Annotated in this window: 13 protein-coding genes; 4 read left to right on the top strand and 9 right to left on the bottom strand. The window is 74.5% G+C overall.

Annotated features, from left to right (window positions below; translation table 11 throughout):
- Positions 1–75: 75 nt before the first annotated feature.
- The 3 genes from IF129_RS24975 to IF129_RS24985 all read right to left on the bottom strand — a co-directional run bounded on the left by IF129_RS24975 (position 76) and on the right by IF129_RS24985 (position 14,147).
- On the bottom strand, positions 76–6,903 hold the full coding sequence (locus tag IF129_RS24975; protein ID WP_191212100.1) for a type I polyketide synthase: 6,828 nt from the start codon (positions 6,901–6,903) through the stop codon (positions 76–78).
- A 2-nt stretch (positions 6,904–6,905) separates the two neighbouring features.
- Entirely contained in the window at positions 6,906–13,073 is a 6,168-nt protein-coding gene (locus IF129_RS24980) for a type I polyketide synthase (RefSeq protein WP_191212101.1), read from the bottom strand.
- A gap of 408 nt (positions 13,074–13,481) precedes the next feature.
- Positions 13,482–14,147 carry a TetR/AcrR family transcriptional regulator gene (locus IF129_RS24985; RefSeq protein ID WP_191212102.1) on the bottom strand — a complete coding sequence of 222 codons (666 nt, stop codon included), beginning with the start codon at positions 14,145–14,147 and terminating at the stop codon, positions 13,482–13,484.
- Between the two features lie 309 nt (positions 14,148–14,456).
- Between IF129_RS24985 and IF129_RS24990 the strand changes: the two genes are divergently transcribed.
- The 3 genes from IF129_RS24990 (at position 14,457) to IF129_RS25000 (ending at position 17,766) form a co-directional block, all read left to right on the top strand.
- A complete protein-coding gene (locus IF129_RS24990; protein WP_191212103.1) occupies positions 14,457–14,732 on the top strand; it encodes a phosphopantetheine-binding protein in 276 nt (91 codons plus the stop codon).
- Between the two features lie 90 nt (positions 14,733–14,822).
- A complete protein-coding gene (locus IF129_RS24995) occupies positions 14,823–16,166 on the top strand; it encodes an NAD(P)/FAD-dependent oxidoreductase (RefSeq protein ID WP_191212104.1) in 1,344 nt (447 codons plus the stop codon).
- Positions 16,167–16,320: 154 nt separating this feature from the next.
- The gene (locus IF129_RS25000) at positions 16,321–17,766 is read left to right on the top strand and encodes a WGR domain-containing protein (RefSeq protein ID WP_191212105.1); all 1,446 of its coding nucleotides are present in this window, start codon (positions 16,321–16,323) and stop codon (positions 17,764–17,766) included.
- Between the two features lie 46 nt (positions 17,767–17,812).
- Here IF129_RS25000 and IF129_RS25005 read toward each other — a convergent pair whose 3' ends face one another.
- The 4 genes from IF129_RS25005 to dxr form a co-directional block, all read right to left on the bottom strand.
- The gene (locus tag IF129_RS25005) at positions 17,813–18,658 is read right to left on the bottom strand and encodes a GNAT family N-acetyltransferase (protein ID WP_191212106.1); all 846 of its coding nucleotides are present in this window, start codon (positions 18,656–18,658) and stop codon (positions 17,813–17,815) included.
- Between the two features lie 144 nt (positions 18,659–18,802).
- Positions 18,803–19,957, bottom strand: a complete 1,155-nt coding sequence (gene ispG, locus IF129_RS25010) for a flavodoxin-dependent (E)-4-hydroxy-3-methylbut-2-enyl-diphosphate synthase (protein ID WP_191212107.1) — start codon at positions 19,955–19,957, stop codon at positions 18,803–18,805.
- Positions 19,958–20,109: 152 nt separating this feature from the next.
- The gene (locus IF129_RS25015) at positions 20,110–21,417 is read right to left on the bottom strand and encodes a M50 family metallopeptidase (RefSeq protein ID WP_381480907.1); all 1,308 of its coding nucleotides are present in this window, start codon (positions 21,415–21,417) and stop codon (positions 20,110–20,112) included.
- On the bottom strand, positions 21,414–22,676 hold the full coding sequence (gene dxr, locus IF129_RS25020; protein WP_191212108.1) for a 1-deoxy-D-xylulose-5-phosphate reductoisomerase: 1,263 nt from the start codon (positions 22,674–22,676) through the stop codon (positions 21,414–21,416). The genes IF129_RS25015 and dxr overlap by 4 nt, the downstream gene beginning before the upstream one ends.
- Positions 22,677–22,950: 274 nt before the next feature.
- Here dxr and IF129_RS25025 point away from each other — a divergent pair, with 274 nt between their 5' ends.
- Positions 22,951–23,154, top strand: coding sequence for a cold-shock protein (locus IF129_RS25025; protein ID WP_191212109.1), 204 nt, complete (start codon positions 22,951–22,953; stop codon positions 23,152–23,154).
- A gap of 171 nt (positions 23,155–23,325) precedes the next feature.
- On the opposite strand, the gene IF129_RS25030 is transcribed toward IF129_RS25025, so the two are convergent.
- Both IF129_RS25030 and IF129_RS25035 read right to left on the bottom strand, forming a co-directional pair.
- Complete coding sequence (locus IF129_RS25030; RefSeq protein ID WP_191212110.1) at positions 23,326–24,780, bottom strand: aldehyde dehydrogenase family protein; 1,455 nt, start codon at positions 24,778–24,780, stop codon at positions 23,326–23,328.
- Positions 24,781–24,953: 173 nt separating this feature from the next.
- On the bottom strand, positions 24,954–26,525 hold the full coding sequence (locus tag IF129_RS25035) for a PucR family transcriptional regulator (protein ID WP_191212111.1): 1,572 nt from the start codon (positions 26,523–26,525) through the stop codon (positions 24,954–24,956).
- Positions 26,526–26,592 lie beyond the last annotated feature (67 nt).

Genomic DNA, 26,592 nt, shown 5'->3' on the forward strand with positions numbered 1-26,592 from the left:
ATGTCCTCGGTGCGTCGGTGCGGCCGTGCCGGGTGCCGGTGACACGGATGGTCCTCGCTCCCGCTGGAGGCGGGCTCAGGGCGCGGTGGGAGACGGCAGGTAGCCGCTGTCGACCATCCACGCGAAGTAGGTGCGCAGCAGCGCGGCGTCCAGGGCGGGGCAGTGGGGGCCGGTCGTCCGCAGGGCGTCCTCGACGTGGTCCGTGCGGTAGTCGATGGCCTCCTCGCCGCCGACGACGAACTCCTCGACGACGCCCATCACCGGGTGCAGTTCGTTCTCCCGGACGGCGTAGGAGTCCTGGAGCGCCCTCCACCAGTCCTCGACCGGCACGGTCTCGACCGTCCAGCCGAAGTCCGCCATCGCCTCCAGCAGGTCGGTGAAGGGGAGTTTGGCCCGGTTGACCAGGTGGTAGGTGCGGCCGAAGTCGTGCGGTTCGCGGGAGATCCGCACCAGGGCGCCGGCCACGTAGTCCACCGGCGTCATCTCCACCTCCAGGTCCAGGGCCGGCGCCGTGCCCAGCTGGAGGCAGCCCTTGATGACCCGGGTGGTGAAGTGGGTGGTCAGGCAGGCGCCGGTACGCGAGTCCCCCAGCACCCGGCCCGGCCGGTGGACGTCGACGGGGATGCCGCGTTCCCCGGCCAGCTCCATCATCCGCTCGGCCGCCCACTTGGTCTGCACGTAGCCCGTGACGAGCTTTCCCGCGCCGAGGATGTCGTCGTCCTCGCGGACCACGGTCCGTCCGTCGGCGGGCAGGCCCCAGATCCCGTACGTCGACACGTGGGTGACGGGCGAGAGCGGGCCGTGGCAGGCCAGCCGCAGGATCTCCGCGCAGCCCGTCAGGTTCGCGGCCCGCAACTGCTCGTAGGTGTAGGAGAAGTTGACCCAGGCTCCGTTGTGGTAGATGGCGTCGAGCTGTTCGCCGAGCGCCTCGAACCGCTCGCGGTCCAGGCCGAGCAGCGGCTTGCCGAGGTCGCCGGGGACGACGGCGATGCGGACGTCGGCGTCCGGGCGCCAGGGGAGGTACCGCTCCACGTTGCGCCGGATGCGGGCCAGCCCCTCGGCCTCGTCGGCGCACCGCACCAGGCAGTGCACGGTCGCCCGGGTGGTGGCCAGCAGCTCGTCCAGCAGGTAGGCGCCGACGAAGCCGGTGGCGCCGGTGAGCAGGACCCGGTCGGGGTCGGTGTAGCCCTGCCGGAGCGGGCCGGCGGGGCGGATGTCCGGATCGAGGGTCACGTCCTCGGCGATCCGCGCGGGATCACTCATGGCGGACGCGTCCGGTCCCGCCCCGGCGTCGCCGGAGGTGCCGAGCTCACCGGCGAGCAGCTCCGCCCAGTCCTCCAGGGTGGAGCGCTCGAAGAGCTGGTTCGGCCGCAGGCTGACCCGCAGTTCCCGCTTGCAGCGCTTGACGACGTCCATCACCATCAGCGAGTCCAGCCCGTGGGCCATGACGTCGGCGGCGGGGTCGACGCGGTCGGGGTCGACGCCGACGATCTCGCCGAGCACCTCGCGCAGGAACCCGACGAGCCGCGCCCGCAGCTCCTGAGGACCGGCGGCGGCGAGTTCGGCCGGCAGCGCGGACTCCTCGCCGTCGAACGCCTCGGCGGTCTCCAGCTCGCGCAACATCGGGCGTTCGACGCGGGCCTCCATGACCGGCTTGTACACCGCCCAGTCGGCCGCGCACACCACGGCCTGCGGGGCGTCACCGGCCAGCAGCATCCCCAGCAGCCGCAGACACTGCGGTGCGGACAGCGTCCGCAGGCCCGTGGAGGTGAGGAACTCCAGGACGTCCTCGCCGAAGAGCGCGGAGGGCAGCTCCCACGGGCCCCAGCTCACCGTCAGCGCGGCGGCCCCCCGCGCCCGGCGGTACTCGGCGAGGCCGTCCAGGAAGGCGTTGGCGGCCGCGTAGCTCGTCAGGTGCTGCGAGCCCCAGGTGGCGGCGATGGAGGAGAAGCCCAGGAAGAAGTCCAGCTCCAGGTGTTCGGTGAAGTGGTGCAGGAGCCAGCCGCCGACGACCTTCGGCCGCCAGACGGCGTCGTACGCCCGTGGGTCGCCCACCGGGACGTCGCGCAGGAACTGCGGTTCGGACACGCCGGCGGCGTGGACGACGCCGGCCAGCGGGGTGGCGCCGAGCACGAGCCGGTCCACGATGTCGCGGACCTGGTCCGGGTCGCCGACGTCGGCGGCCACCACCTCCACCTGGACACCGGTGGCCTCCAGAGAGCGCACGACGGCGACGCGCTCGCGCACGGCGGCCTCCAGCCCCGGCCGGTCCCAGTCCGCGCGAGGCGGCAGCGGGGTGCGCCCGAGCAGCACCAGCCGGCCGGCGCCCTGGTCGGCGAGCCAGCGGGCGACCGTTCGGCCGATGCCGCCGAAGGCCCCGGTGATCAGGTAGCCCGCGTCGGGCCGGACGACGGGCGTGCGGCGCAGCTCCTGCGGGGTCGCGCCGCCGCGGCGCACGCGGGCCACGTGGCGCCCGTCGGCGCGCAGCGCCTGCTGGTCCTCCGCCGCCGCGTCCCACAGCGCGGCGACGAGCGCGTCGGCCTCGCCCGGCGGGGGCTCGCTCGCCGGGGGCAGGGGAGCGAGGTCGACCGCACCGCCCCAGTGGTCGGGGTGTTCCAGGGCGATGACGCGGCCGAGGCCCCACAGCGTGTGCGCGAAGGGGTTGGTGACGGCGGGCGGGCCGTCCCCGGCGGCCGCCCCGGCGCCGGCCGGGACGCTTCCGCGCGTGACGAGGGCCACCGTCGTGCGGGCGTGGTCGGGGCGCTGAAGCAGTTCCTGCACCAGGGCGACGGCCGTCAGTTCCGTCCGGTCCCGGTAGGCCGTGAGCGACTCCGGGTCCGCGACGGTGACGTCCGGCGCGTCGACGCCGCTGAGCAGCACGACGCGGCCGGGCGTGCCCGGCGTCAGGTCCTCGCGCCAGTCGTCCAGCAGCGCGCCGAGGGCCGCGGTGTCGGGGCGCAGCGCGTCCGCGTCGGCGACGCGGCAGGCGGCGCCCCGGGCCCGGAGTGCGGACGCCAGGACGGGGGCGAGGCCGGAGCGGTCCGGGAGGAGCAGCACGGACTCCCCGGAGAGGTCCTGCGGGGGCGGCGGCGGTGCGGCCTGGTCCCAGCACACCGTCAGCAGCAGGTCCTCGGGGCGGCGCCAGGGCGCCGGGCGCGGTGCGGCGGCGGCCGGGTGCATGACGTGCAGCTCCCGGATGCCGCCGATGACCGCGCCGTCCTCGGCGAAGAACTCCACCTCCCCGACGACGGTGCCCGCCTGCTCGGGCGTCCCGGCGCGGCGGTGGGCGGTGGCCCGCACGTAGCGGACGCCCTCGGGGGCGCTGCACCAGGCGTCGGTGATCTTGACCCCGTACCCCGGGGCGTGGCCGGGCCGCTCGGGGGCGACGTCCCACGAGAGCGCGGCCACGGAGGCGTCCAGGACCTCCACGAGCGGGTGGTCCCGCTCCTCGCGCTGCTGCGGGCCGAGGGCCACGAGCACCCCGGGGGCGTCCCCCCGGTGGGCGCCGGTCACCGCGCCGGCCAGGGCGGCGGACATCGACGCGGTCTCGTAGCGGACCGGCTCGCCGTAGCGTTCGGCCTGGAGCCAGGCCATCGGCTCGGGGCTGTGCCGGCGTCCGGCCGGGCGGCGGCGCAGCAGGCCGCGGGCGTGGCGGCGCCACGGGGCGGCGGCCGCCTCCTCGGTCGGCGAGAGGCTGTGCCAGGCGAAGGCCACGTGGCCGTCCTCGGCGCTGGGCGCGAAGATGACGTGCAGGACGCGGCCGTCGCCGTCCATCGGGACGCGCTCGTGGATCTCCAGGCTCTCCAGGCACGACCAGCGGCCGCCGACGGCGTCGCCCGCGGCGGTCCTGGTGACGCCGGCGAGCACGCCGAGCGGCAGGTAGCGGTCGCCGTCCTCGTCGGTGCGGATGTACTTCTCCCAGCGCGGGTCGTCCAGCGCGACCTCGTAGGTCGGCGCGGCGCCGGGCATGCGCACCCCGACGCCGGGCACCTCGGTGCCCGTCCGGGGCGCGGGCGGGGCGGCCGCGCGGTCGCCGGTCCCCGCCCGACCCGCGGTCCCGCCGCCGGGCTGCGGGAACCAGTAGGACTGTCCGCGCCACACCGTGGGCGGCAGCGGGACGCGGCGCGGGGTGCGGCCCGCGTGCACCTCCCGCCAGTCCACGGTCGCGCCGCGCTGGTGCAGCACGCCGAGGGCGCGCCGGACGGTGAGCCGGTCCCCCGGCCCCTTGCCGGGCCGGGTCAGGGAGGGCACCCAGACGCACTCCGCGTCCCCCAGCGCGGACCGGCCGAGGCCGCTGAGGACGGGGGCCGGGCCGACCTCCAGGAAGGTGCGCACACCGGTGGCGTGCAGGGCGCCGACACCGTCGTGGAAGCGCACGGCGCCCGCCGCGTGCCGGACCCAGTAGTCGGCGCCCAGCTCCTCGGCGGTCCACCGGGCGCCGGTGACGTTCGAGTACAGCGGTAGGGCGGGCGGCCGGTAGGTCACGGACTCGGCCACGGCGCGGAAGGCGTCCAGCATCGGGGCCAGCAGCGGGGAGTGGAAGGCGTGGGAGACCTTCAGCGGCGTGCTGCGCACCCCCTGGTCGGCCAGGGCCCGGCGGACGGCGGCCAGGTCGGCCTCGGCGCCGGAGAGGGTGACGGCGGCCGGGCCGTTGACGGCGGCGACGGAGAGCGTGTCGGGGTACGCGGCGACGGCGGCGCGTGCGGTGGCCTCGTCGCAGAACACGGCGGCCATGGCGCCCCCGGCGGGGAGGTCGGCCATCAGCGCGGACCGGGCGGCGACCAGCCGCACGGCGTCCGGCAGCGAGAACACCCCCGCGACGCACGCGGCGGCGATCTCCCCGACGCTGTGGCCGAGCAGCCCGGCCGGGCGCAGCCCCCAGGACTGCCACATGCGTGCGAGCGCGTACTCGACGGCGAAGAGGGCGGGCTGCGTCCAGCGGGTGTCGTCGATGACGTCCGCCCCGCCGTCCTCGCCGTTCCCGCTCCCGGCGTCCGGCCAGATCACGGTGCGCAGGGAGCGCCCGTCGCCGACGCCCTGCGCGTCGAACAGCGCGACGCAGGCGTCGAAGGGCTCCCGGAAGGCGGGTTCCTCGGCCAGCTCCCGTGCCATGCCCGCGTACTGGGCGCCCTGGCCGGTGAACAGCCAGCCCGCCCTGCGGTACCTGTGCACCGGCAGGGTGGTGGCGACGACGCGGTGGTCCCGCTCACCGCGCAGGTGGGCGTCCAGGGCGTCGGCGAGCGCGTCGAGGCCCTCGGCGGCGACGGTCAGGCCGCGGGCCTGCCGGGAGCGGGCCACCTGCGTCGTCCAGCAGACGTCCGCCGCCCGCAGGTCGGGCGTGCGCCGCAGGTGGCGGGACCACTCGCCGGCCACCTCGGTGAGTGCCTCGGCGCTGTGCGCGGACAGCACCAGCACCTCGGGGTCGCCGGAGGCGTCGCCACCCTCGGAGCCGTCGGGACCGTCGGGACCGTCGGAGGGGGTGGGCCGCGGGACGGGCGGGGAGCTGATGACGGCGTGGGCGTTGGTGCCGCTGGCGCCGAAACTGCTCACCGCGCCGATGCGCGGGCGTCCGTCGGCGGCGGGCCAGGCCCGTCCGTCGGCCGTGACCTCGATGTGCAGCCGGTCCCAGCCGGCCTCCGGGTTGGGCTCGGTGAAGTGCAGGTGCGGGGGCAACTCGGCGTGCTGCACCGCGAGGACGAGCTTCAGCAGCCCGGCCGCGCCCGCCGCCGACTCCAGGTGGCCGATGTTGGTCTTGACCGAGCCGACGAGGAGCGGCTCGCCCGGCGGCCGGTGTCGGCCGATGACGGCTTCGAGGGCGCGCAGCTCGATCGGGTCGCCGAGGGCCGTCCCGGTCCCGTGCGCCTCGACGTAGTCGACGTCCCCGGGTGCGAGGCCCGCCTGCCGCAGCGCCGCCTTGATGACCTGTTGCTGGGCCGCCGGGTTGGGGACGGTCAGGCCGCTGCTGCGGCCGTCGTGGTTGACGGCGGAGCCCCGGATGACGGCCGCGACGGGGTCGCCGTCGCGTACCGCGTCGGAGTAGCGCTTGAGCACCAGCACGACCGCGCCCTCACCGCGCGCGTAGCCGTTGGCGCTCGCGTCGAAGGTGGCGCAGCGGCCGTCGGGCGACAGCCCGCGGAACTTGCTCATCATCACGAAGCCGTACGGCGAGAGCATCAGGTTGACGCCCCCGGCGAGCGCCAGGTCGCACTCGCCCAGCCGCAGGGCCTGGCTCGCCTCGTGGACCGCGACGAGGGAGGAGGAGCACGTGGTGTCGATGACCTTGCACGGTCCCTGGAGCCCGAGGGTGTAGGAGATGCGGCCGGCGGCGAAGCTCGGCTCGCCGACGAGCTGGTAGGCGTCGACGTCGTCGATGTCGCCCTCGGACTGCCGCATGCGGGCGTAGTCCGTCGTGCTGACGCCCGCGTAGACGCCGGTGGCCGAGCCGCCCAGGGAGTCGGGGGCGTAGCCGGCGCGCTCCAGCGCCTGCCAGGCGACCTCCAGGAGCAGGCGCTGCTGCGGGTCCATGCCCCGCGCTTCGCGGGGCGTGATGCCGAACGCCTCGGGCTCGAAGCGGTCCACCGGTCCGTCGAGGAACCCGCCCCGGATGACGTAGGCGTGCCCCGGGGTGTCCGGGTCGGGGTCGTAGAGCGCCTTCGCGTCGCCCCGCTCGGCCGGGAACTCCCCGGTGGCGTCGGTCCCGGCCCGGAGCAGCTGCCAGAACCGTTCGGGGGTGTCGGCACCGCCGGGCAGCCGGCAGCCGAGGCCGATGACCGCGATCGGCTCGTCGGCGGGGGGCCGCTCGTTCTCCCTGAGCCGGCCCTGGAGCCGTTCGATGGTGCGCAGGGCGTCGACAAGACGGGCCCGGTAGTCCTCCTGGGTGGGGTGGCCGGCCTGCGTCGTCATGGTCAGTCTCCCTCGGTGAGCAGGGTTTCGGAGCTGGCGAGCAGGTGGACCGCGCGGGCCATCAGGGCGTCGTCGCTCAGGTCGTCCAGTGCGTCGGACGGGGGTGCGGCGTGCGGCGCGGGTGCCTCGGCCCCGGGTGGCGCGTCGGCGGAGCGCTCGCGGTCGGGGCGGTCGGCGGTGGGGCGGGCGTCGAGCTCCGCGTCCAGGAACCGCGCGAACGACAGGGCGTTGGGGCACTCGAACATGACGGTCCCGGGCAGCTCGAAGCCCAGCTCCCGCTCGGCGCGGCGCTTGAGCTGCTGGGAGAGCACCGAGTCCATGCCCAGGTCGAAGAAGCCCTGTTCGGGCGCGACGTCGTCGGCACCGCCCAGGACGTCCCCGGCCCACTCCAGCACCGCGTCCAGCAGGCGTTCCGTCCGGGCCTCGGCGGGCAGCGCCGCCACCTCGGCGACGAACGCGGCAGGGGCCCCGGCCCGTTCGGCGGGGACGCCCGCCACCTCCGCGGCCTCCTCGGTCCGTTCGACCGGGGCACCGCTCCCGTCGGGGGCCGGGCCGATCCAGTGGCTGCGGCGCTGCCAGGCGTACCCGGGCAGCGGCACGACGCGGCGCGGACCGCCGCAGAGCCGGTCGAAGTCGACGGCGCAGCCGAGGACGTGCAGCGCGGCCGCCAGGTCGAGCAGGTCGGCGGCGTCCGGGGTCGTCCGCCGCCCGCCGCCGGGGGTGCGCCGCACCGGGGTGGACAGCACGACGGCGTCGGCCCCCCGGCCGTCCAGGGCGGCCGACAGCAGCTGGGCGGCGGCGCTGCCGGTGCCCACGTCGAGGAGGGTCTGCACGCCGTCGGTGACGAGTTCGGCCGCCAGCGTGGGCCAGCCGCCGGCCGCCGAGTAGCGGGGCAGCCGCCCGCTGTGGCCGGCGGGCGGCGGGGAGCCGCCGGTGGCGAGCAGACCGGCCGCCTCGTCGAGGCCGAGCTCGCCCGCGGTGCAGGCGGCCGTCAGCTCCCCCACCCCGGCGCCGACCACGGCGTCGGGGCCGACCCCGAGCGCGATCCACAGGGCGGTCATGGCCAGTTGGCCGGCCCAGGCGAGGGCGGTCTCCTCCACCGTCCCCGGCGCGGGGTGCGGGGCGGCGGACTCCCACACCCGCACCGGCGAGAAGCCGAGCGCGCGGCGCAGGGCGGCGTCGGTCTCCGCGACGGTCGTCGCGAAGGCCCGCGCGGCCTCCCGGTCGCCCAGCAGCGCCGCCGCCAGGGGCGTGTCGGCGGCCGGGTCCAGCAGTTCGGCCCAGGGCAGGTCGGGGGCGGCGGTGCCGTGGACGAAGGCGAGGGTGCGTTCCTCGTCCGCGCCGACGATGCCCGCCCGCACCCGGGCGCCCGTCTCGCCCCGCTCGGCGGCGGTGAGTCTGCGGATGAGCTCGGCCCGGCCGTGCCCGACGACCGCCAGCCGGTGCTCGTGGTGGGTGCGGCGGGCGGCGGCGGTCCAGCACAGGTCGGCGAGCTCGGCGTCACCGGCGGCGGCCAGCCGGTCCCGCAGCCGCGCGGCGGTCTCGGCGAGTGCGGCGCCCGTGGTGGCCGAGGCGGTCAGCACGTGGGGCCGGGTGGGGCGGTCGGCGTCCCCCGGGGTGAGCGGGTCGGGGGGCGTGAGCGCGTCGACGGGGGCCTCCGTCAGGACGACGTGGGCGTTGGTGCCGGTGAAGCCGAAGGCGCTGACCCCCGCGACCCGGACGCGTGCGCCGCGCGGCCAGGGGACGGCGTCGGTGGCGACCCGGACGGGCAGCCGGTCCCAGGCGAGCTGCCGGGTGGGTTCCTTGACGTGCAGGTGCGCGGGGATGCGTTCGTGGCCCAGGGAGAGCGCGACCTTGATGAGGCCGGTGATCCCGGCGGCGGCCTCCAGGTGCCCCACGTTCGTCTTCACCGAGCCGATGACCAGGGGGCGTTCGGCGGGTCGTCCGTCGCCGAGCGAGGCGGCCAGGGCCCGGACCTCGACGGCGTCGCCGAGCCGGGTCCCGGTGCCGTGCGCCTCGACGTAGTCGACGTCCCCGGGGGCGAGGCCCGCCTGGTCCAGCGCCGTGCGCACGACCTCCTGCTGCGCCTCGCCGCTGGGGACGGTGAGGCCGCCGCTGGCCCCGTCCTGGTTCACCGCGCTGCCGCTCACGACCGCGTACACCCGGTCACCATCGGCAAGCGCCCTGGAGAGGGGCTTGAGAACGACCGCACCGGCGCCCTCGCCGCGTCCGTAGCCGTCCGCCGCGTCGTCGAAGGTCTTGCAGCGGCCGTCGGGGGCGAGCGCACCGGCGGCGGACATGGCGAGGAAGACGGTCGGGGTGCACATGACGTTGGCCCCGGCGGCGACGGCGAGGTCGCTCTCCCCGGCCCGCAGGCTCTGGCAGGCCAGGTGCACGGCGGTGAGGGAGGAGGAGCAGGCGGTGTCCACGGCCATGCTCGGTCCGCGGGTGCCGAGGAAGTACGACAGCCGCCCGGCGGCGCCGCTGAAGGAGTTCCCGGTGCCGTAGTAGAGGTCCACGTCCGACGGGCGCCGGGTCACGAGCTGCTGGTAGTCGGTGGTGTTGAGGCCGACGAAGATCCCGGTGCGCCCGCCGCGCAGCCGGGGCGCCGGGACGCCGGCGTCCTCCAGCGCCTCCCAGGTGACCTCCATGAGCAGCCGCTGCTGCGGGTCCATGCTCCGGGCCTCCCGGGGAGAGACGCGGAAGAAGGTGTGGTCGAAGCCGTCCACGGCGTCCAGGAAGGAGCCGCGCGTGGTGGCCACGGTGCCGGGTTCGGCGCCGCCGCCCGCGGCGTGCAGGGCCGTGGCGTCCCAGCGGTCGGCCGGGACGTCCCCGCTGGCGTCCCGGCGCGCCTCCAGCAGCGACCAGAAGCCGTCCGGATCGCTGACGCCGCCGGGCAGCCGGCAGCCGATCCCGACGACGGCGATCGGTTCGGGTCCGCGCCGCTCCCCGGCCGGGGCGCCCGTCGGAGCGGTTCCGGGCGCGACCGGCACCGTGCCGTCGTCCCTCGTGGCGGGGTCGGGCAGCAGCGGCCGGACGTACCTGGTCAGGGCCTCGATGCTGGCGTGTTCCAGGATGTCGGCGGCGTCCAGTCCGCACCCCAGCTCCGCGCCCAGCCGGCGGGCGAGTTCGGCGATCGTGACGGAGTCCAGGCCCAGCTCGAAGAAGCCCCGGGTGCGCGGGAGCCGCTTGTCCGGGTCGTGGCCGAGAACCTCGGCCACGACCCGTGCGACGGTGTCCGCCACGCTCCCCGCGGCCCGCTCCGCCGGTGCGGACCGCGGGGACCTCTGCGGGGCATCGTGCGGGACGTCGTGCGGGACGTCGTGCGGGACGGTCGGGGCGGGGGCGGCCGGCCGCTGCTCGGCGACCGGCCGGGGCACCCCGGTGACCTCGCCGATCAGCCGGTTGTCGGCGTCGTACAGCCGCACCTCGGCCCGCAGCCCCTGCCCGCCGACGACCGCGCCGCCCTGCCGCCCGCGCGGGACACCGTCCAGCCAGTGCCGCTCGTCCGCCCAGCGGTGCGGCGGCAGGGTGTGCGGGCGCACCCCGCCGGGGTGGTCGGTGGTCCAGTCGACCGGGGCGCCGTGGACGTGCAGCCGCGCCCGGGTGAGGGCCAGTTCGCGGCGGCCGTCCCGGCCCCTGGCCAGGGTGCCGGTCACCAGCCCGCCGCCGTCCCGCCCGGCGAGTGCCGAGCGGATCGGGCGGCTCAGCACGGGGTGCGCGCCCAGCTCCACGAACGCCACGCCGCCGGGCGCCCGTTCGTCCAGCTCCCGGCGGACGGCGGGCCACAGCAGCACGGGTTCGCGCACACCGGCGGCCCAGTAGGCCGCGTCGTGCGTCACCTCCTCGCCGGGGGTGACCGTGGAGCGGAAGGGCAGGGTGGGGGCGCGGGGGGTGAGGCCGTCGAGCGCCGCCTCCAGGGCGGCGGCGTGCGGGAGCATGAGCGGGCTGTGGAAGGCGTACGTCACCGGCAGCGGCGTCGTCGTCGCACCCTGGGCGCGCAGCTCGGCGACCGCGTGTTCCACGGCCTCGGGCGGCCCGGCGAGCACGACGGAGGCGGGGCCGTTGACGGTGGCCACGGCCACGTCCGGGTGTCCGTCGCCGAGGCGGTCGCGGATCTCGTCCGCGCCCAGTTCGACACTGACCATGCGCCCGGTCCCGGTGGCCCGCTGCATGATCCGTCCGCGCTCGACGATGAGCCGGGTGGCGTCGGGGAGGCCGAGGGCGCCGGCGACGTGGGCGGCGGCGACCTCGCCCATGCTGTGCCCGATCACCGCGTCGGGCCGCACCCCGAGGGCGTCCAGCTGCGCGGCGAGCGCGACCTGGAGGGCGAAGACGGCGGGCTGGGCGACCTCGGTGGCCCGCAGCCTCGCCGGGTCGGGGTCGCGCAGGGCGTCGAGCAGCGACCAGCCGGCGTGGTCGCGGATCAGGTCGGCGCACGCGTCGAGGGCGGCTCGGAAGGCGGGTTCGCTCTCGTACAGGTCGAGCCCGGCGCCCGACCACTGCGAGCCCTGGCCGGAGAAGACGTACACCACGGGCAGTGGTGCGTCGGGGGCGCCGCCCGGCAGGGCGTTCGGGTGGGGCTCGCCGTCGCGGTGGGCGCGCAGGGCCTCGGTGAGGTCCGCGGCCGAGGCGCCGACGACGGCGAGCCGGGTGCGCAGCGGGGTGCGGCGGACGGCCGCGGCGGCGGTCACGGCGTCCAACTCGGCGTCCCCGGCGCGTTCCACGTGGTCGGCGAAGTCCCCGGCCAGCGCGCGCAGCCCCGCCTCGGTGGAGGCGGAGAGCACCAGCGTCCGGCCGGCGGCCCGACGTTCCGGCGCGGGGGACGGCGGCTGCGGGGGCGCGGTGGACAGCAGCACGTGGGCGTTGGTTCCGGACAGTCCGAAGGCGCTGACCCCGGCGACGGCCTCGCTCCGCGCGGGCCCCGGCAGGGCGGTGGGGCGCCGGGGGACGCGGATGCCGGAGCGGTCCCAGTCGATGAGCGGTGAGGCCGTCTCGTGGTGGATCTGGCCCGGAGCCGTGCGGTGCCGCAGCACGAGGAGCGTCTTGAGCAGCCCGGCGATACCGGCGGCGGAGTCCATGTGGCCGAAGTTGGCCTTGTGCGAGCCGACCAGGAGCCGGCGGTCGTCCGGCCGGCCGTGGCTGATCACGTCGGTGAGAGCGGAGATCTCCAGCGGGTCGCCGAGCGGGGTGCCGGTCCCGTGGGCCTCCACGTAGGCGACGGCGTCGGCGGTCAGGCGGGCGTTGTCCAGGGCGCTGCGCAGCAGGTCCTGCTGGGCTACGGCGTTCGGCGCCATGAGGCCCGCGCTGTAGCCGTCCTGGTTGACCGCGCTGCCCCGGATGACGCCGTGGACGCGGTCGCCGTCGCGCAGGGCGTCGGCGTAGCGCTTGAGCACGACGACGCCGCAGCCCTCGCCCCGGACGATCCCGTCGGCCCGGGCGTCGAACGGCTTGCACCGGCCGGTGGGCGAGAGCGCCTGCACCGTGCCCATGAAGACGGTCAGTTCGGGGGTGAGGATCGCGTTGACGCCGCCCGCGAGCGCGGCGTCCGCCTCCCCGGCGCGCAGGGCCTGGCAGGCGAGGTGGACGGCGACGAGGGAGGAGGAGCAGGCCGTGTTGACGGACATGGCCGGCCCGTGCAGGCCGAACAGGTAGGCGATGCGTCCGGCGGCGAAGCTGAACTCCTTGCCGGCCGCGAAGTAGGGGCCGACGCCGCCGATGCCGGAGGTCTTGGAGTGCAGCAGCAGGTAGTCGGAGCCGAGGATGCCCAGGTGGACGCTGGTCCGCGTGCCGGCCCAGCGCTCCCGGGGGCCGCCCGCGTCCTCCAGCGCCTCGGCGGTGACCTCCAGCAGCAGGCGCTGCTGCGGGTCCATCTCGCGCGCGTCGCGCGGGGAGATGCCGAAGTACTCGGCGTCGAACCGGTCGATGTCCGTGAGGAAGCCGCCCTCGCGGCAGTACGTGGTGCCCGGCGCCTTGGGGTCGGCGTCGTGGAAGGAGTCGTCCCAGCGGTCGGACGGCACCTCGCCGACCACGTCCACGCCGTCGGCCAGGACGCGCCAGAGGCCGTCCAGGTCCCGGACGCCGCCGGGAAAGCGGCAGCCGGTGCCGACGACGGCGATCGCGTGGGCGTCATCGGGCCGGAGTTCGGGGATGGTGAACGGCTCGGACATGCACGGCTCCCGTAGTTCGGCATCCGATGACTTCACGTATGGTGCGCCACCACTCGGCCCAAGGTCGTTCAGGCGCCTCGCGCCCGACTAGAGAACGGCCCTGAGGGCCCTTCCGGCCCGACGAGGCAGGGGAAGGAGATGGCGACGACACCGAGCACCGGGAGACCGAGGCCACCGGGCACGCCCGGACCCGGCGGAGGGGACGGCGGGGGCGTGCGCGTCCTGTACCGCCTCGCCCACGCGGGCGGCAGCGCGATGCCCTGCACGCGCTGGGCGACGGCACTCGGCCCCGCCGTCCGGGTGACCCCGCTGGAGCTGCCCGGCCACGGCGCGCGGCTGCGCGAACCGCTGCTCACCGACATGGCCGCCCCGCCGGCCGACGGCGGCCGGCGCCCCGGCCGGGGCGGCTCAGGCGTCGAACGGGGCGGGCAGCGCGCCGGTGAGGTAGCGCTGGAGGGTGGGGGCCACGCACGCCACGACGTCGTCCTGCGGCAGGGTGGCCAGCGGCCCGATCTCGACGATGTACCGCGTCATGGCGAGGCCCACGAGCTGCGAGGCCGCCAGGGACGCCCGCACGTCCGGGTGCGTCCGTCCGGTGGTCCTCGCGATCGGGACGAGGACCTCCTGGGTGATGAACTCGCGCAGGATGCGGGCCGCGGCCTCGTGGGAGGCGGCGGAGCGCAGGATGCTGCGCATCTGCCGGGCGGTGGTCTCCCCCTCCCACAGCGCGAGGAACGTGCGCACGAGCCGCTCCCCCGTGCCGCGCACGCCCTTGCCGCCGAGCACGGCCTCGACCACGGCCTCGGGGTGGAGCGCGTCGTGTATCGACGCGGCGAACAGCCCCTCCTTGGAGAGGAAGAAGTGATGGATCAGCGCCGCGTCCACGCCCGCGTCGTTGGCGATGGCCCGTACGGACGCCCCCGCGTAGCCGTGCTCGGCGAACCTGCTCCGCGCGGCCTGGAGGATCGCGTGCCGACTCAGGGTGACACCCGGCCGGCGACCGGTCCGCTTCCGGCCGCCGCCGAGATCCTCCGCGACCTCGCCGGAGCCCTCCGCCCCATGAGGAGCCGACACCGCACCCACCTCCCGTCAGGCCATCACCTCATCAGATGGCGCTTCACTCTATGCCCGCCCGCTCCGACCTCCGCCCGCGCTGCTCCCCGACCTGCGATGCCGGTCTCCACAATTCAACGACAACTCAATTAAAACGCAGGAGAAACTCAACGTCCAGTGACCTCTTCACCGTGTGACGCAGCCGCCACGTGCCTCCACGCCCGGGACCTGAGCGAGAGGCGAGCGGTTTTCCAGACCGGACGTCCATGGTGGGCCCACACGGCCGGGCAGGACGCCCGGCGACCATCTCGGCCAGTACGGAGGCACCAAGTGGCGGCACTCGACCGGGACGCGATCTACGCCAAGCTCAGCGCGTACATCCAGGAGCAGTTCCTCGGCGACAGCGGGGTCTCGGAGCTGAAGGCGGACACCCCGCTGCTGGAGTGGGGCGTGCTGACGTCCATGAACACCTCGCTCCTGCTCAGCTTCATCCGCAACGAGCTGGGCGTGACCATCCCGCCGACGCACATCACGGGCAAGCACTTCCAGAACCTGACGACGATCACGGACATGGTCCACGAGCTGTCCCCGCAGCCCGCCGCCTGACAGGACGTCGGCAGCCAGACCCCCACCGACGCCGACCGCTCCCGCATCACCGAGCACGATCCTCATCAGAACGGCAGAACGGAGTGCGTCGTGGACGCAGAGTTCGACATCGGCATCATCGGCGGCGGCCCCGCGGGATCGACGGCTGCCTCCTACCTCGCCAAAGCCGGCCTGAAGGTCGCCGTCTTCGAGGCGGACAACTTCCCCCGCGAGCACGTCGGCGAGTCGCTGGTGCCGGCCACGACCCCGGTGCTCCTGGACATCGGCGCCATGGACAAGGTCGAGGCGGCGGGGTTCCCCAAGAAGTACGGGGCCGCCTGGACGTCCGCCGAGGACCGTGCCATCGACCACAACGGCTTCCGCGGCCTGGAGCACGACTTCCGCGCCGCCGAGGTGCTCTTCAGCGAACGCGACCAGGCCGGCGTCGACCGGGACTACACCTTCCACGTGGACCGCGCCAAGTTCGACCAGATCCTCCTCAAGCACGCGGAGGAGCTGGGCGCGAAGGTGTTCCAGGGCGTCCACGTCGGCAAGGTCGACTTCGACGGTGAGCACCCGGTCATCGAGGCGAGGATCGGCCGGAGCCGGGCGCACGTCGCCGTCAGGATGGTCGTGGACGCCAGCGGCCGACGCACGCACCTGGGCAGCCAGCTGAAGTTCAAGGTGCCGGACCCGGTGTTCAACCAGTACGCCGTCCACACCTGGTTCGACCACCTGGACCGCAAGGCACTCGCCGTCAACAAGGACCAGGCGGACTACATCTTCATCCACTTCCTGCCGGTCTCCGACACCTGGGTGTGGCAGATCCCGATCACGGACACCATCACCTCCATCGGCGTCGTCAGCCAGAAGGCCCGTTTCAAGGAGTACGACGGTGACCGCGAGAAGTACTTCTGGGACACCGTCGCCAGCCGCCCCGAGCTGCTGGACGTCCTGAAGAACGCCGACCGCGTCAAGCCGTTCAAGACCGAGGGCGACTACAGCTACGGCATGAAGCAGGTCGCCGGCGACAGGTTCGTCCTGATCGGCGACGCCGCGCGCTTCGTCGACCCCATCTTCTCCAGCGGGGTCAGCGTCGCGCTCAACAGCGCCCGCATCGCCTGCAAGGACATCATCGCGGCGGCCGAGGCCGGTGACTTCGGCAAGGAACGCTTCGCCGCGTACGAGGAGAAGCTGCGGCGCGGGGTGAAGAACTGGTACGAGTTCATCTCGATCTACTACCGCCTGAACATTCTGTTCACCGCCTTCGTCCAGGACGACCGCTACCGTCTCGACGTGCTCAAGCTGCTCCAGGGCGACGTCTACGACGACGAGGAGCCCAAGGCCCTCGCGGCCATGCGGGAGATCGTCAAGGCGGTCGAGGAGGACCCGACCCACCTGTGGCACCCGTTCCTCGGCCGGCTCAAGGCGCCCTCGGCCGCGCCGAGTTTCTGACACCGGCGCGACGCGGGGCGGGCCCGTACCGGAGGGGGGTGCCTTCCGGGCGGGCCCGCCCCGCGCGTTGTCAGTGGTCCCACCTAGCGTCATGGGTGTTCGGGGCACGGCCGGTTCGGGCCGCTGCCGGGCAGGCGCAAGGGGAGGCACCGGGATGCCGGGTACACCGGGGACGAAGACGTATCTGGAGCTGTCGCAGGACGGCGGCGGGGCGCACAAGTTCTACGAGGTGACCGTCGACGGGCACGTCGTGACGGTCCGCTACGGCCGTATCGGGGCGGGCGGGCAGGTGCAGAGCACGAGCTTCCCCAGCTCGGAGAAGGCGCACGCGGCGGCGCGCCGGAAGGTCGCCGAGAAGGTGCGCAAGGGGTACGCCCCGGCCGTCCGTGGGGAGCGCGCGCCCCGGGCGGTGACGCGCCGGCAGGTCTCCTCCACGCCGTCCACGGCCCGCGCCGTCGCCCCGGTGCTGTGGCGCTTCCGGACCGGCTCGGCCGCCTTCGGCATCCACATCGACGAGGACCGCTGCTGGGTGGGCAACCAGGCGGGGGACGTCTACAACCTCAGCCACTCCGGTGACGTGCTCGCCCGCTACGCCCTGCCCGACGGCGTGAAGTGCCTCGTCGCGGACGACTTCTGGATCTACGCCGGCTGCGACGACGGCCAGGTCTACGACCTGTCGGGCAAGCTCCCCTTCGCCGCCTACGCCGTCTCCGACGACATCAACATCTTCTGGCTCGACATCCACGAGGGCGTGCTCCACGTCTCCGACCGCGCCGGCGGGCTGACCGTCATCGACCACGAGGACGAGCACCAGTGGGCCCGGCGCAGCCGGGGTGAGCACGCCTGGATGGTCCGCGCCGACGACGGCGGCGTCTACCACGGCCACCTGCGCGGGGTGACCGCCTACGCCCCGGGCGGCAGCGGAGAGCTGTGGCACACCCCGACCCAGGGCGGGGTGCTGTTCGGCTGGCAGGAGGAGGACGCCGTCTACGCCGGCACCTCGCACCAGGTCGTGCACCGGCTCGACAAGGCCACGGGCGCGATCGGGGCGACGTACCGGTGCGACGGCGCCGTGTACTCCTGCGCCACCAGTCCGGGCGGGCGGTTCGTCTTCGCGGGTGACTCGCAGTCCTCGGTGTACTGCTTCGACGAGCACGGGGAGCGGCTGTGGAAGCTGGCCACCGGGGGCGGCTCGGCCCTGTCCATGCAGTACGCGGACGAGCGGCTGTTCCTGGTCACCACCGACGGCTCCCTGGTCTGCGTGGACGCGAGCGAGGCGGCGGTGACGGCCGCACAGCAGGGGTCCGTGCCGGTCGCCCGGGACGTGAAGCTGGCCGCGGCCGTCCCCACCCGCTCGCCGGCGGCGTGGACGGCGTCGGTGGAGTCCGTGGCGGCTCCGGCGGGCGGCATCGTCCTGGAGTGCGTCCAGGAGTCCGGACGGCTGCGCGTGCACGTCGTCTCCCAGGGCTACCACCCGGAGTGGAACGTCCAGTTCCCCCGCCAGCTCCGCGCACCCGGGGCCCGGTACGTCGTGGACGCGGTGCACGAGTCCTCCAGCGGCTTCTACCGCGTCCGCGGGGACATCAAGCGCCTCGTCTGACGGGCGCGCGGGCGCCGGGCGGCCCGGCCGAGGAGGGCGGGGGCGGTCAGAACAGGACGGACATGAAGGAGCCGGACTCCCGGAAGCCGACGCGCCGGTAGGCGGCGCGGGCGGGCGTGTTGAAGTCGTTCACGTAGAGGCTCACCACGGGGGCGAACTCGGCGAGGGCGAAGCGCAGCACGGCGGCCATGCCGCTGACGGACAGGCCCTGCCCCCGGCGGTCCGGGTGCACCCACACGCCCTGCACCTGGCAGGCGTACGGCGTCACGGCCCCGATCTCCGCCTTGAAGACGACCTCGCCCTCCTCGAAGCGGGCGAAGGCGCGGCCGGAACCGACGAGCTCGGCCACCCGGGCCTGGTAGACGAGTCCGCCGTCCCCGGCGAGCGGGGAGACGCCGACCTCCTCGGTGAACATCGCCACGCAGGCCGGCATGAGCGTCTCCAGCTCGTCCTTGCGCACGCGGCGCACGAACGGGTCGGCGGTGACGTCGACGGCCGGGGAGCGGGTGAGCATGAGGGGCTGCCGGGGCCGTACCTCGCGGGCCGGGCCCCAGTGCGGCTCCAGGTGCGCCCACAGGGCGGCGGTCGGCTCCGCCGGGCCCACGATGGACGAGCAGCGGCGGCCCTGGCGGCGGGCCCGCTCGGCGAACGCCGCCACCGCCTCCGGCCCGGCGCACACGGGCACGAGGTTGGCGCCCGCGTAGCACAGCGAGGTCAGCCGGCCCCGGTGGAACCAGCCCCACATCTCGCCGCCCAGCCGCCACGGGTCGAGCCCGGAGGACTGCACCCGGGCCGCCACGAAGGCGTTGGCGACCGGCTCCCGGTGCAGCACGGCCAGCGCCTCGTCCAGGTCGTCGGGCACGAGGGGCCGGGTGGAAGTCGTCGTCAACACGTGCGAAGGGTGCCTCACCGTGCGGGGCCCGAGGGGGCCGAAGCGGTCGGAGATCGATCCCTCAGGGGGCGATTCTCCGCACTGTACCCCTGCTCCGGGGGCGGCGAGGGGCGGCTGCGGAGCACGGCGGGCGGCATGTCACCGTCAGGCGATGCTCACCTGCGGTTCGCCGGACATCGCGCCGTCCTGCTCCATCTGCTCGGCGATCTTCATCGCCTCCTCGATGAGCGTCTCGACGATCTTCGACTCCGGCACCGTCTTGATGACCTCGCCCTTGACGAAGATCTGTCCCTTGCCGTTGCCCGAGGCGACACCGAGGTCCGCCTCGCGCGCCTCACCGGGGCCGTTGACGACGCAGCCCATGACCGCGACCCGCAGCGGGACGTCCATCCCGGTGAGCCCGGCCGTGACCTCCTCGGCCAGCTTGTACACGTCCACCTGGGCGCGACCGCACGACGGGCACGAGACGATCTCCAGGCCGCGCTCGCGCAGCCCGAGGGACTCCAGGATCTGGATGCCGACCTTGACCTCCTCGGCCGGCGGCGCGGACAGCGACACCCGGATCGTGTCGCCGATGCCCTCGCTGAGCAGGGCTCCGAACGCCACGGCGGACTTGATCGTCCCCTGGAACGCCGGGCCCGCCTCGGTCACCCCGAGGTGGAGGGGGTAGTCGCACTGCTCGGCGAGCTGCCGGTAGGCGTTGACCATGACGACCGGGTCGTTGTGCTTGACGGAGATCTTGATGTCGCGGAAGCCGTGCTCCTCGAAGAGGGAGCACTCCCACAGGGCCGACTCCACGAGGGCCTCGGGCGTCGCCCTGCCGTACTTGCGCAGCAGCCGCTGGTCCAGCGAACCGGCGTTGACGCCGATGCGGATGGGGGTGCCGGCCTGCGAGGCCGCCTTCGCGATCTCCGCGACCTTGTCGTCGAACTGCTTGATGTTGCCGGGATTGACGCGGACCGCCGCGCAGCCGGCGTCGATCGCGGCGAAGACGTACTTCGGCTGGAAGTGGATGTCGGCGATGACCGGGATCTGCGACTTGCGGGCGATCGTGGACAGGGCGTCCGCGTCGTCCTGCGTCGGGCAGGCGACCCGGACGATCTGGCAGCCGGACGCCGTGAGCTCGGCGATCTGCTGCAGCGTGGCACCGATGTCGGAGGTGCGCGTCGTGGTCATCGACTGCACCGAGACCGGTGCGTCACCGCCCACCGCCACCGACCCGACCTGAATGGTGCGGCTGGCACGGCGCTCGGCGAGCTTGATCGGTACGGACGGCATTCCCAGCGCAATCGCTGTCATGTGGCGCAACCCCAAGGTGTGGTACTCGATGCCGTGATCGGCGGGCTCCAGCCCCGAGATTACGGCACACCACGGGGCCGGAGCACATCGAGCCCGGCGCCGTACCCGAAGGGGGACGGCGCCGGGCTGGGGGTGTCCGCTTCGCCGCCGGGTCAGCCCGCCAGGCGCACGGGATTGACCACGTCGGCGATCAGCACGAGCAGCGTGAAGCAGATGAAGACGCCCGCCACGACGTACGCCAGGGGCATGAGCTTCGCCACGTCGAACGGGCCCGGGTCGGGCCTGCGGAGCACCTTCGCGAAGAGCCGGCGCACGGACTCCCACAGGGCGCCGGCGATGTGGCCGCCGTCCAGCGGCAGCAGCGGCAGCATGTTGAAGAGGAACAACGAGAGGTTGAACGCGGCGACGACGAACAGGAAGATCGCCACCCGCTGGGTGGGCGGGATGTCCAGCGCGACGATCTCGCCGCTCACCCGGGCGGCCCCGACGACCCCCACCGGGGAGTCCTGGGCGCGCTCCCCGCCGTTGAAGGCCGCGTCCCACAGCATCGGGATCTTCGACGGCACCGCGACCAGCGCCTCGGCGCCGTCCTCCATCATCTGGCCCATGCGGTCGACGGCCTGCGGGAAGGTCTGCTGCACGACGCCGCTCGCCGGGGCGAAGCCGAGGAAGTTGGCCGTGACGTACTCGCCGGGGACGTACTGCCCGTCCTCGTCGATCTTGGTGACGGTGTTCCGGATGGGCTCGGCCGTCAGCGTCCGCTGCTCGCCGTCGCGCTCGACGGTGATGGTGACCTGGCCGGAGCCGTCGCGGATGAGCCGCTGGAGCTCGTCCCACTCGGTGATCGCCACCCCGTTGTAGGCGACGATCTCGTCCCCGGGGAGCAGCCCCGCGGCGTTGGCCGGGGTGGGCGGCGCGTTCTCCGGGCAGGTGTCGCTCTGCTCGTCGGCCGCGACCACGCACTTCGAGACGCTGGAGACCGTCGTCGTGGTGGTGTTGATGCCGAAGGTCAACAGCACCCCGAGGAAGATCGCCACGGCGAGGATCAGGTTCATGAACGGGCCGGCGAACATGACGATCACGCGCTTCCACGGCCTGCGCGTGTAGAACAGCCGGTTCTCGTCACCGGGCCGGAGTTCCTCGTAGGCCGCCGAGCGGGCGTCCTCGATCATGCTGCGGAACGGGGAGGTGGAGCGCTGCTTCAGCTTGCCGTCGTCGCCGGGCGGGAACATCCCGATCATGCGGATGTAGCCGCCGAGCGGGATCGCCTTGATCCCGTACTCCGTCTCGCCCCTGCGGCGCGAGAACAGCGTCGGCCCGAAGCCCACCATGTACTGCGGGACGCGGATGCCGAACATCTTCGCCGTGGACAGGTGGCCCAGCTCGTGCCAGGCGATGGAGAAGAGCAGGCCCAGAACGAAGACGACTATCCCGAGGATCGTCATGAGAGCCGTCGTCATGTGCGGGCCTCCGCTGTCGTGTTCATGGCGCCCCTCGCCAGTTCGCGGGCGCGTGCGCGCGCCCACGTCTCCGCGTCGAGGACGGCGTCCAGGGTGAGCGCGTCACGTGAGGGTGTGCCGTGTTCCTCGACCACAGCCGTCACCGTATCCATGATTGCGGTGAACGGCAGCCCGCCCGTGAGGAACGCCTCCACGCACTCCTCGTTGGCCGCGTTGTACACGGCGGGGGCCGTGCCGCCGAGCCCGCCGACGTGGGCGGCCATCGGCACGGAGGGGAAGGCCTCTTCGTCCAGCGGGTAGAAGTCCCAGCTCATGGCCTTCGTCCAGTCGTAGACGGGGCCCGCGTCCGGGACGCGCCGGGGCCAGCCGAGGCCCAGGGCGATCGGGAGCCGCATGTCCGGCGGACCGCACTGCGCGAGCGTCGATCCGTCGGTGAACTCCACCATCGAGTGGATGGCCGACTGCGGATGGACCACCACCTGGATGCGGTCGAAGGGCACGTCGTAGAGCAGGTGCGCCTCGATCACCTCCAGCCCCTTGTTGACCAGCGTGGCCGAGTTGACCGTGACGACCGGGCCCATGGCCCACGTCGGGTGGGCCAGGGCCTCCTTCGGGGTGACGTCCGCCAGCTGGGCGCGCGTCCGGCCGCGGAAGGGCCCGCCCGACGCCGTGACCAGCAGTTTGCGCACCTCGCGCCGCGCCCCGCCCATCAGCGCCTGGAAGAGCGCGGAGTGCTCCGAGTCCACCGGCACGATCTGGCCGGGGGCGGCGACGGCCTTCACCAGCGGCCCGCCGACGATGAGCGACTCCTTGTTGGCCAGCGCCAGGACGCGGCCCGCCCGCAACGCGGCGAGCGTCGGGCGGAGTCCGATGGAACCGGTGATGCCGTTGAGCACGGTGTGGCACGGGGAGGCGGCCAGCTCCGTCGCCGCGTCCGGACCCGCCAGGACCTCGGGGATCGGCTCCCCCGGGCCGTACTCCGCGCGCAGAGCCTGTCGCAGCTCGGGCGCCCTGTCCGCCTGTGCGACGGCGACCGTGCGCACCTGGAGCCGGTGCGCCTGCCCGGCCAGCAGCCCGATCCGTCCGCCGGCGGCGGAGAGACCCGTCACCCGGAAGCGCTCCGGGTTGCTCAGCACGACGTCGATCGCCTGCGTGCCGATCGACCCCGTCGACCCCAGGATGACGACATCCCGTGGCCCTTCCTGCGTACCGTCCCCCACCGGGTAGCTGACATGCGGGTCAGCGAGCATCTCCGTCATCCCCCCATTGTGTCCGCTCCTCCGGACACGGTGGACGGGCCCCTCCGGGCGACATGGGGAAACGCCGCCCCCGATTCACCGGATGCTCGCGGGGGGTGCGTGCTAGGGTGGAAACCAGTTGCAGTTTTGGTACCCATGAACGTGATGTGCGCCGGACGGGACGTGACCCTCTGGCGCATTTTGTTTTCCCGGTCATCTCCGGATGGGCTCAATGCGGCGACCCGGAAGGCGCAACGGCGCCTTTCGCTCTGCACCCCCTGAAAAGGAGATGAACATGGCTACCGGCACCGTGAAGTGGTTCAATTCGGAAAAGGGTTTCGGGTTCATTCAGCAGGACGGCGGCGGCGCCGACGTCTTCGCCCACTACTCGAACATCGCCACCCAGGGCTTCCGTGAGCTGACCGAGGGCCAGAAGGTCTCGTTCGACGTCACCCAGGGCCAGAAGGGCCCGCAGGCCGAGAACATCGTGCCCGCCTGACGATCGGCTCACCCGAGGGCCGGGTCCGCACCCCGTGGGGTGCGGACCCGGCCCTCGGTCGTTCCCCCGCGCCCCGTCGCGCCCGGATGCGCGGAACGCCGGACGTCCCCCCGCCGAGGGGACCGCCCGGCGTTCCGGAGCGCTCGGTGACGCGGTGGTGCGGCGGTGCGCTCAGAGAGCGATGCCGGTGAGCACGAGGACGCGCTCGTAGGTGTAGTCCTCCATGGCGAAGCGGACGCCCTCGCGCCCGACGCCGGACTGCTTGGCGCCGCCGTAGGGCATCTGGTCCGCGCGGTAGGAGGGGACGTCGCCGACGATCACGCCGCCGACCTCCAGCTCGCGGTGGGCCCGGAACGCCGCCTGGACGTCGTGGGTGAAGACGCCCGCCTGGAGGCCGTACTTGGAGTCGTTGACGGCGGCGAACGCCTCCGCCTCCCCCTCGACCCGGGTGAAGGTCATGACCGGGCCGAAGACCTCCTCGCGGCCCAGCCGGGTGTCGGCGGGAACGTTCTCCAGCGCGGTCGGGGCGTAGGTGGCCCCGTCACGCTTGCCACCGGTCAGCAGCCGGGCTCCGGCGTCGACGGCCTCCTGGACCCAGGTCTCCACCCGCTGTGCGGCGTCCTCGCTGACGAGCGGGCCGACGTCGGTGGCCGCGTCGGAGGGGTCGCCGGTGTGCAGGGCCTCCACGGCGGCGACGACGCGCGGCACGAGCCGGTCGTAAACGGACGCGTCGGCGATGACGCGCTGCACCGAGATGCAGGACTGGCCGCCCTGGTAGTTGGAGAAGGTGGCGATGCGCTGCGCGGCGAAGTCCAGGTCGGCGTCGGAGGCGAAGTCGGCGAGGACGACGGCGGCCCCGTTGCCGCCGAGCTCCAGGGTGACGCGCTTGCGCGGCACGGAGTCGAGGATGGCGAAGCCGACCGGCTCGGAGCCGGTGAAGGAGATGATGGGCAGCCGCGGGTCCTGGACCAGGGCGGGCATCTTCTCGTTGGCCACCGGCAGGACGGACCAGGAGCCGGCGGGCAGCTCGGTCTCGGCCAGCAGCTCGCCCAGCACCAGGGCGGAGAGCGGGGTGGCCGGGGCGGGCTTGAGGATGATCGGCGTGCCGACGGCGATGGCCGGGGCCACCTTGTGCGCGCACAGGTTGAGCGGGAAGTTGAACGGCGCGATCCCGAGCACCGGGCCGTGCGGGAAACGGCGGGTGAGGGCCAGGCGTCCGGTGCCGCCCGCGTCGGCGTCCAGGCGCTGGGCCTCGCCGCTGTTGAAGCGGCGCGCCTCGTCCGCGGCCCAGCGGAAGACGGACACGCAGCGGGCGACCTCGCCCCGGGCCCACTTCACGGGCTTGCCGTTCTCGGCGCTGATCAGCGCGGCGATCTCCTCGGCGCGCTCACCGAGCCGCTTCACCACGTGGTCGAGCGCCGCCGCGCGGGTGTGCGCGGGGGCGGCGGAGAACTCGGCCGCGACGGCGTCGGCCGCCGCCACCGCCTCCTCGACCTGGGCGTCGGTGGGCACGCTGACCCGGCCGACGGTCCGGCCGTCCCAGGGGGAGGTCACCTCAAGGATGTCGTCGCCGGTCGCCTGTCGGCCGGCGAGCCAGAACGGGTGCGTGGAAGTCGCGTCGGTCACTGCGATACCGGCCTTCCGGGTCGGGGTGGAATGGGTTGCCTGTCGGCCACGTTAGGGGCAGCGCGCCGGGGTGTGTCTTGTCCGGCACGGAGCAGTGCCGGTCCGTGTCGCGCCGTTTCGTCAGGGGTGCCGCGCGGGCCCCGAGCGCCCTGGGCGCGGGCTTGCGGGCTGCCTCAGCCGGGGCGCGTGTCCGTCGCCTTCAGCGCGAGCCAGAGCTCCATGCGGGCGTCGGGGTCGTCGAGCGAGCGGCCCAGGATCTCCTCGACGCGCCGCATGCGGTAGCGCAGGGTGTGCCGGTGGACGCCGAGGTCGGCGGCGGCGGCGTCCCACTGGCCGTGCCGGGACAGCCACGCGCGCAGCGACGCGACCAGATCACCGCGTCCGCTGGCGTCGTGCTCGCGCAGGGGCCGCAGGGCGCCCTCGGCGAAGGCCCGGACGGCGTCGTCGGCCAGCAGCGGGAGCACCGAACCGGCGGCCATCTCCTCGTGCTCCACGAACGGCACGCCACGTCGCCGGGCCACCGACAGCGCCTGTTCGGCCTGCCGGAACGCGGAGGCCGCCTCCGCCGCGGCGGTGGGCGGGGAGACGCCGACGGCCAGCACCGACTCCCCCACCGCCCGCGCGTGCCGGGCGCAGGCGGCCAGCGCCGCCCCGCCGTCCGCCGCCAGGACGACCAGGCGGCCGGCGTCCGCGGCGGTGAGCACCGTCTCCCCCCGGCGCGCGGCACCGGACTCGACCACCTCGGCCAGCGCGTCCAGCGCCTCCGGTGCCTGCGGGGTCGGCGGCCCTGGACGGCCGGTGGTGTCCTCGGCGAGGACGACGCGCAGCGGACCGTCGAGGAGCGCGCCGTACAGCGGACCCGCGACGTCGTGGGCGTGCCCGGCCGCGCCGCCGCGCAGCAGGCGCACGAGCGCGCCGCCCAGACGCTGTTCGGCGGCCTGGAGCGCGCGGGAGCGTTCGGTGGTGAGGGTGAGCAGGGCGACGGCGGAGTTGACGGCGTACCGGGCCGCGGTGCCGGGGGGCGCGTCCGTGCCGACCGCCAGGACGGCCCGGGTGCGGCGGGAGCCGCCCACGGACTGCAGCTCGACGCGGTCGTCCCCGTCCTCCGCGCTGACGACCGCGCTGGCGGGGGCGGGCCGGTCGCGCAGCCGCTCGACGTCGGCGGTGAGCCGGGCGGCGCGGCGCGCGGCCCAGGACGGGGCCGCCGCCACCAGCGCGCCGGAGACGTCGAACAGCGCGGCCCAGCCGCCGACGTGCGTGGCGAGGCGGGCCAGCAGGGCGGCGGGCCCCTCGGCGGACAGCGCCGCCCGGGTCAGCTCCCGCTGGGCCTCGAACCCGGCGGTCACCGAGCGGTACTGCTCGGCCGCGATGGCGGCGGAGACGGCCTTGGTGATCGCGATGAACGGCGTCCGCCGGGGCACCTCCAGCAGGGGGAAGTCCTCGGCGCGGGCGGCGGCGACCAGTGCGGCCGGGACGCGCTCGTAGTTGACGCCGGCCGCGAACCCGAGACCCACGACCCCGGCGGCCACCAGTCGGCGGACGTAGGCGGCCATCGCCGCCGGATCCTCCGCGTCGAGCTTCATCGCCGTGACGAGCAGCAGCTCCCCGCCGTCGAGGTAGGGGACCGGGTCGGTCAGCTCGCTCACCTGCGCCCAGCGCACCGGCGCGTCCAGCCGGTCGGAGCCGGCGAGCACGGTCAGCTTGAGGGCGGAGTGCTGGACGAGGGAGGCGAGGGTGGGCTGCATCGCGCGGAACCGATCGGGCTGGGGACGTGCGGCGGCTCTTGTCCGCACGGTAGCGCGGGCACCCGCC

The sequence above is a fragment of the Streptomyces chumphonensis genome (genome assembly GCF_014779715.1).
In the GTDB taxonomy this organism is placed as follows: Bacteria; Actinomycetota; Actinomycetes; order Streptomycetales; family Streptomycetaceae; genus Streptomyces; species Streptomyces chumphonensis.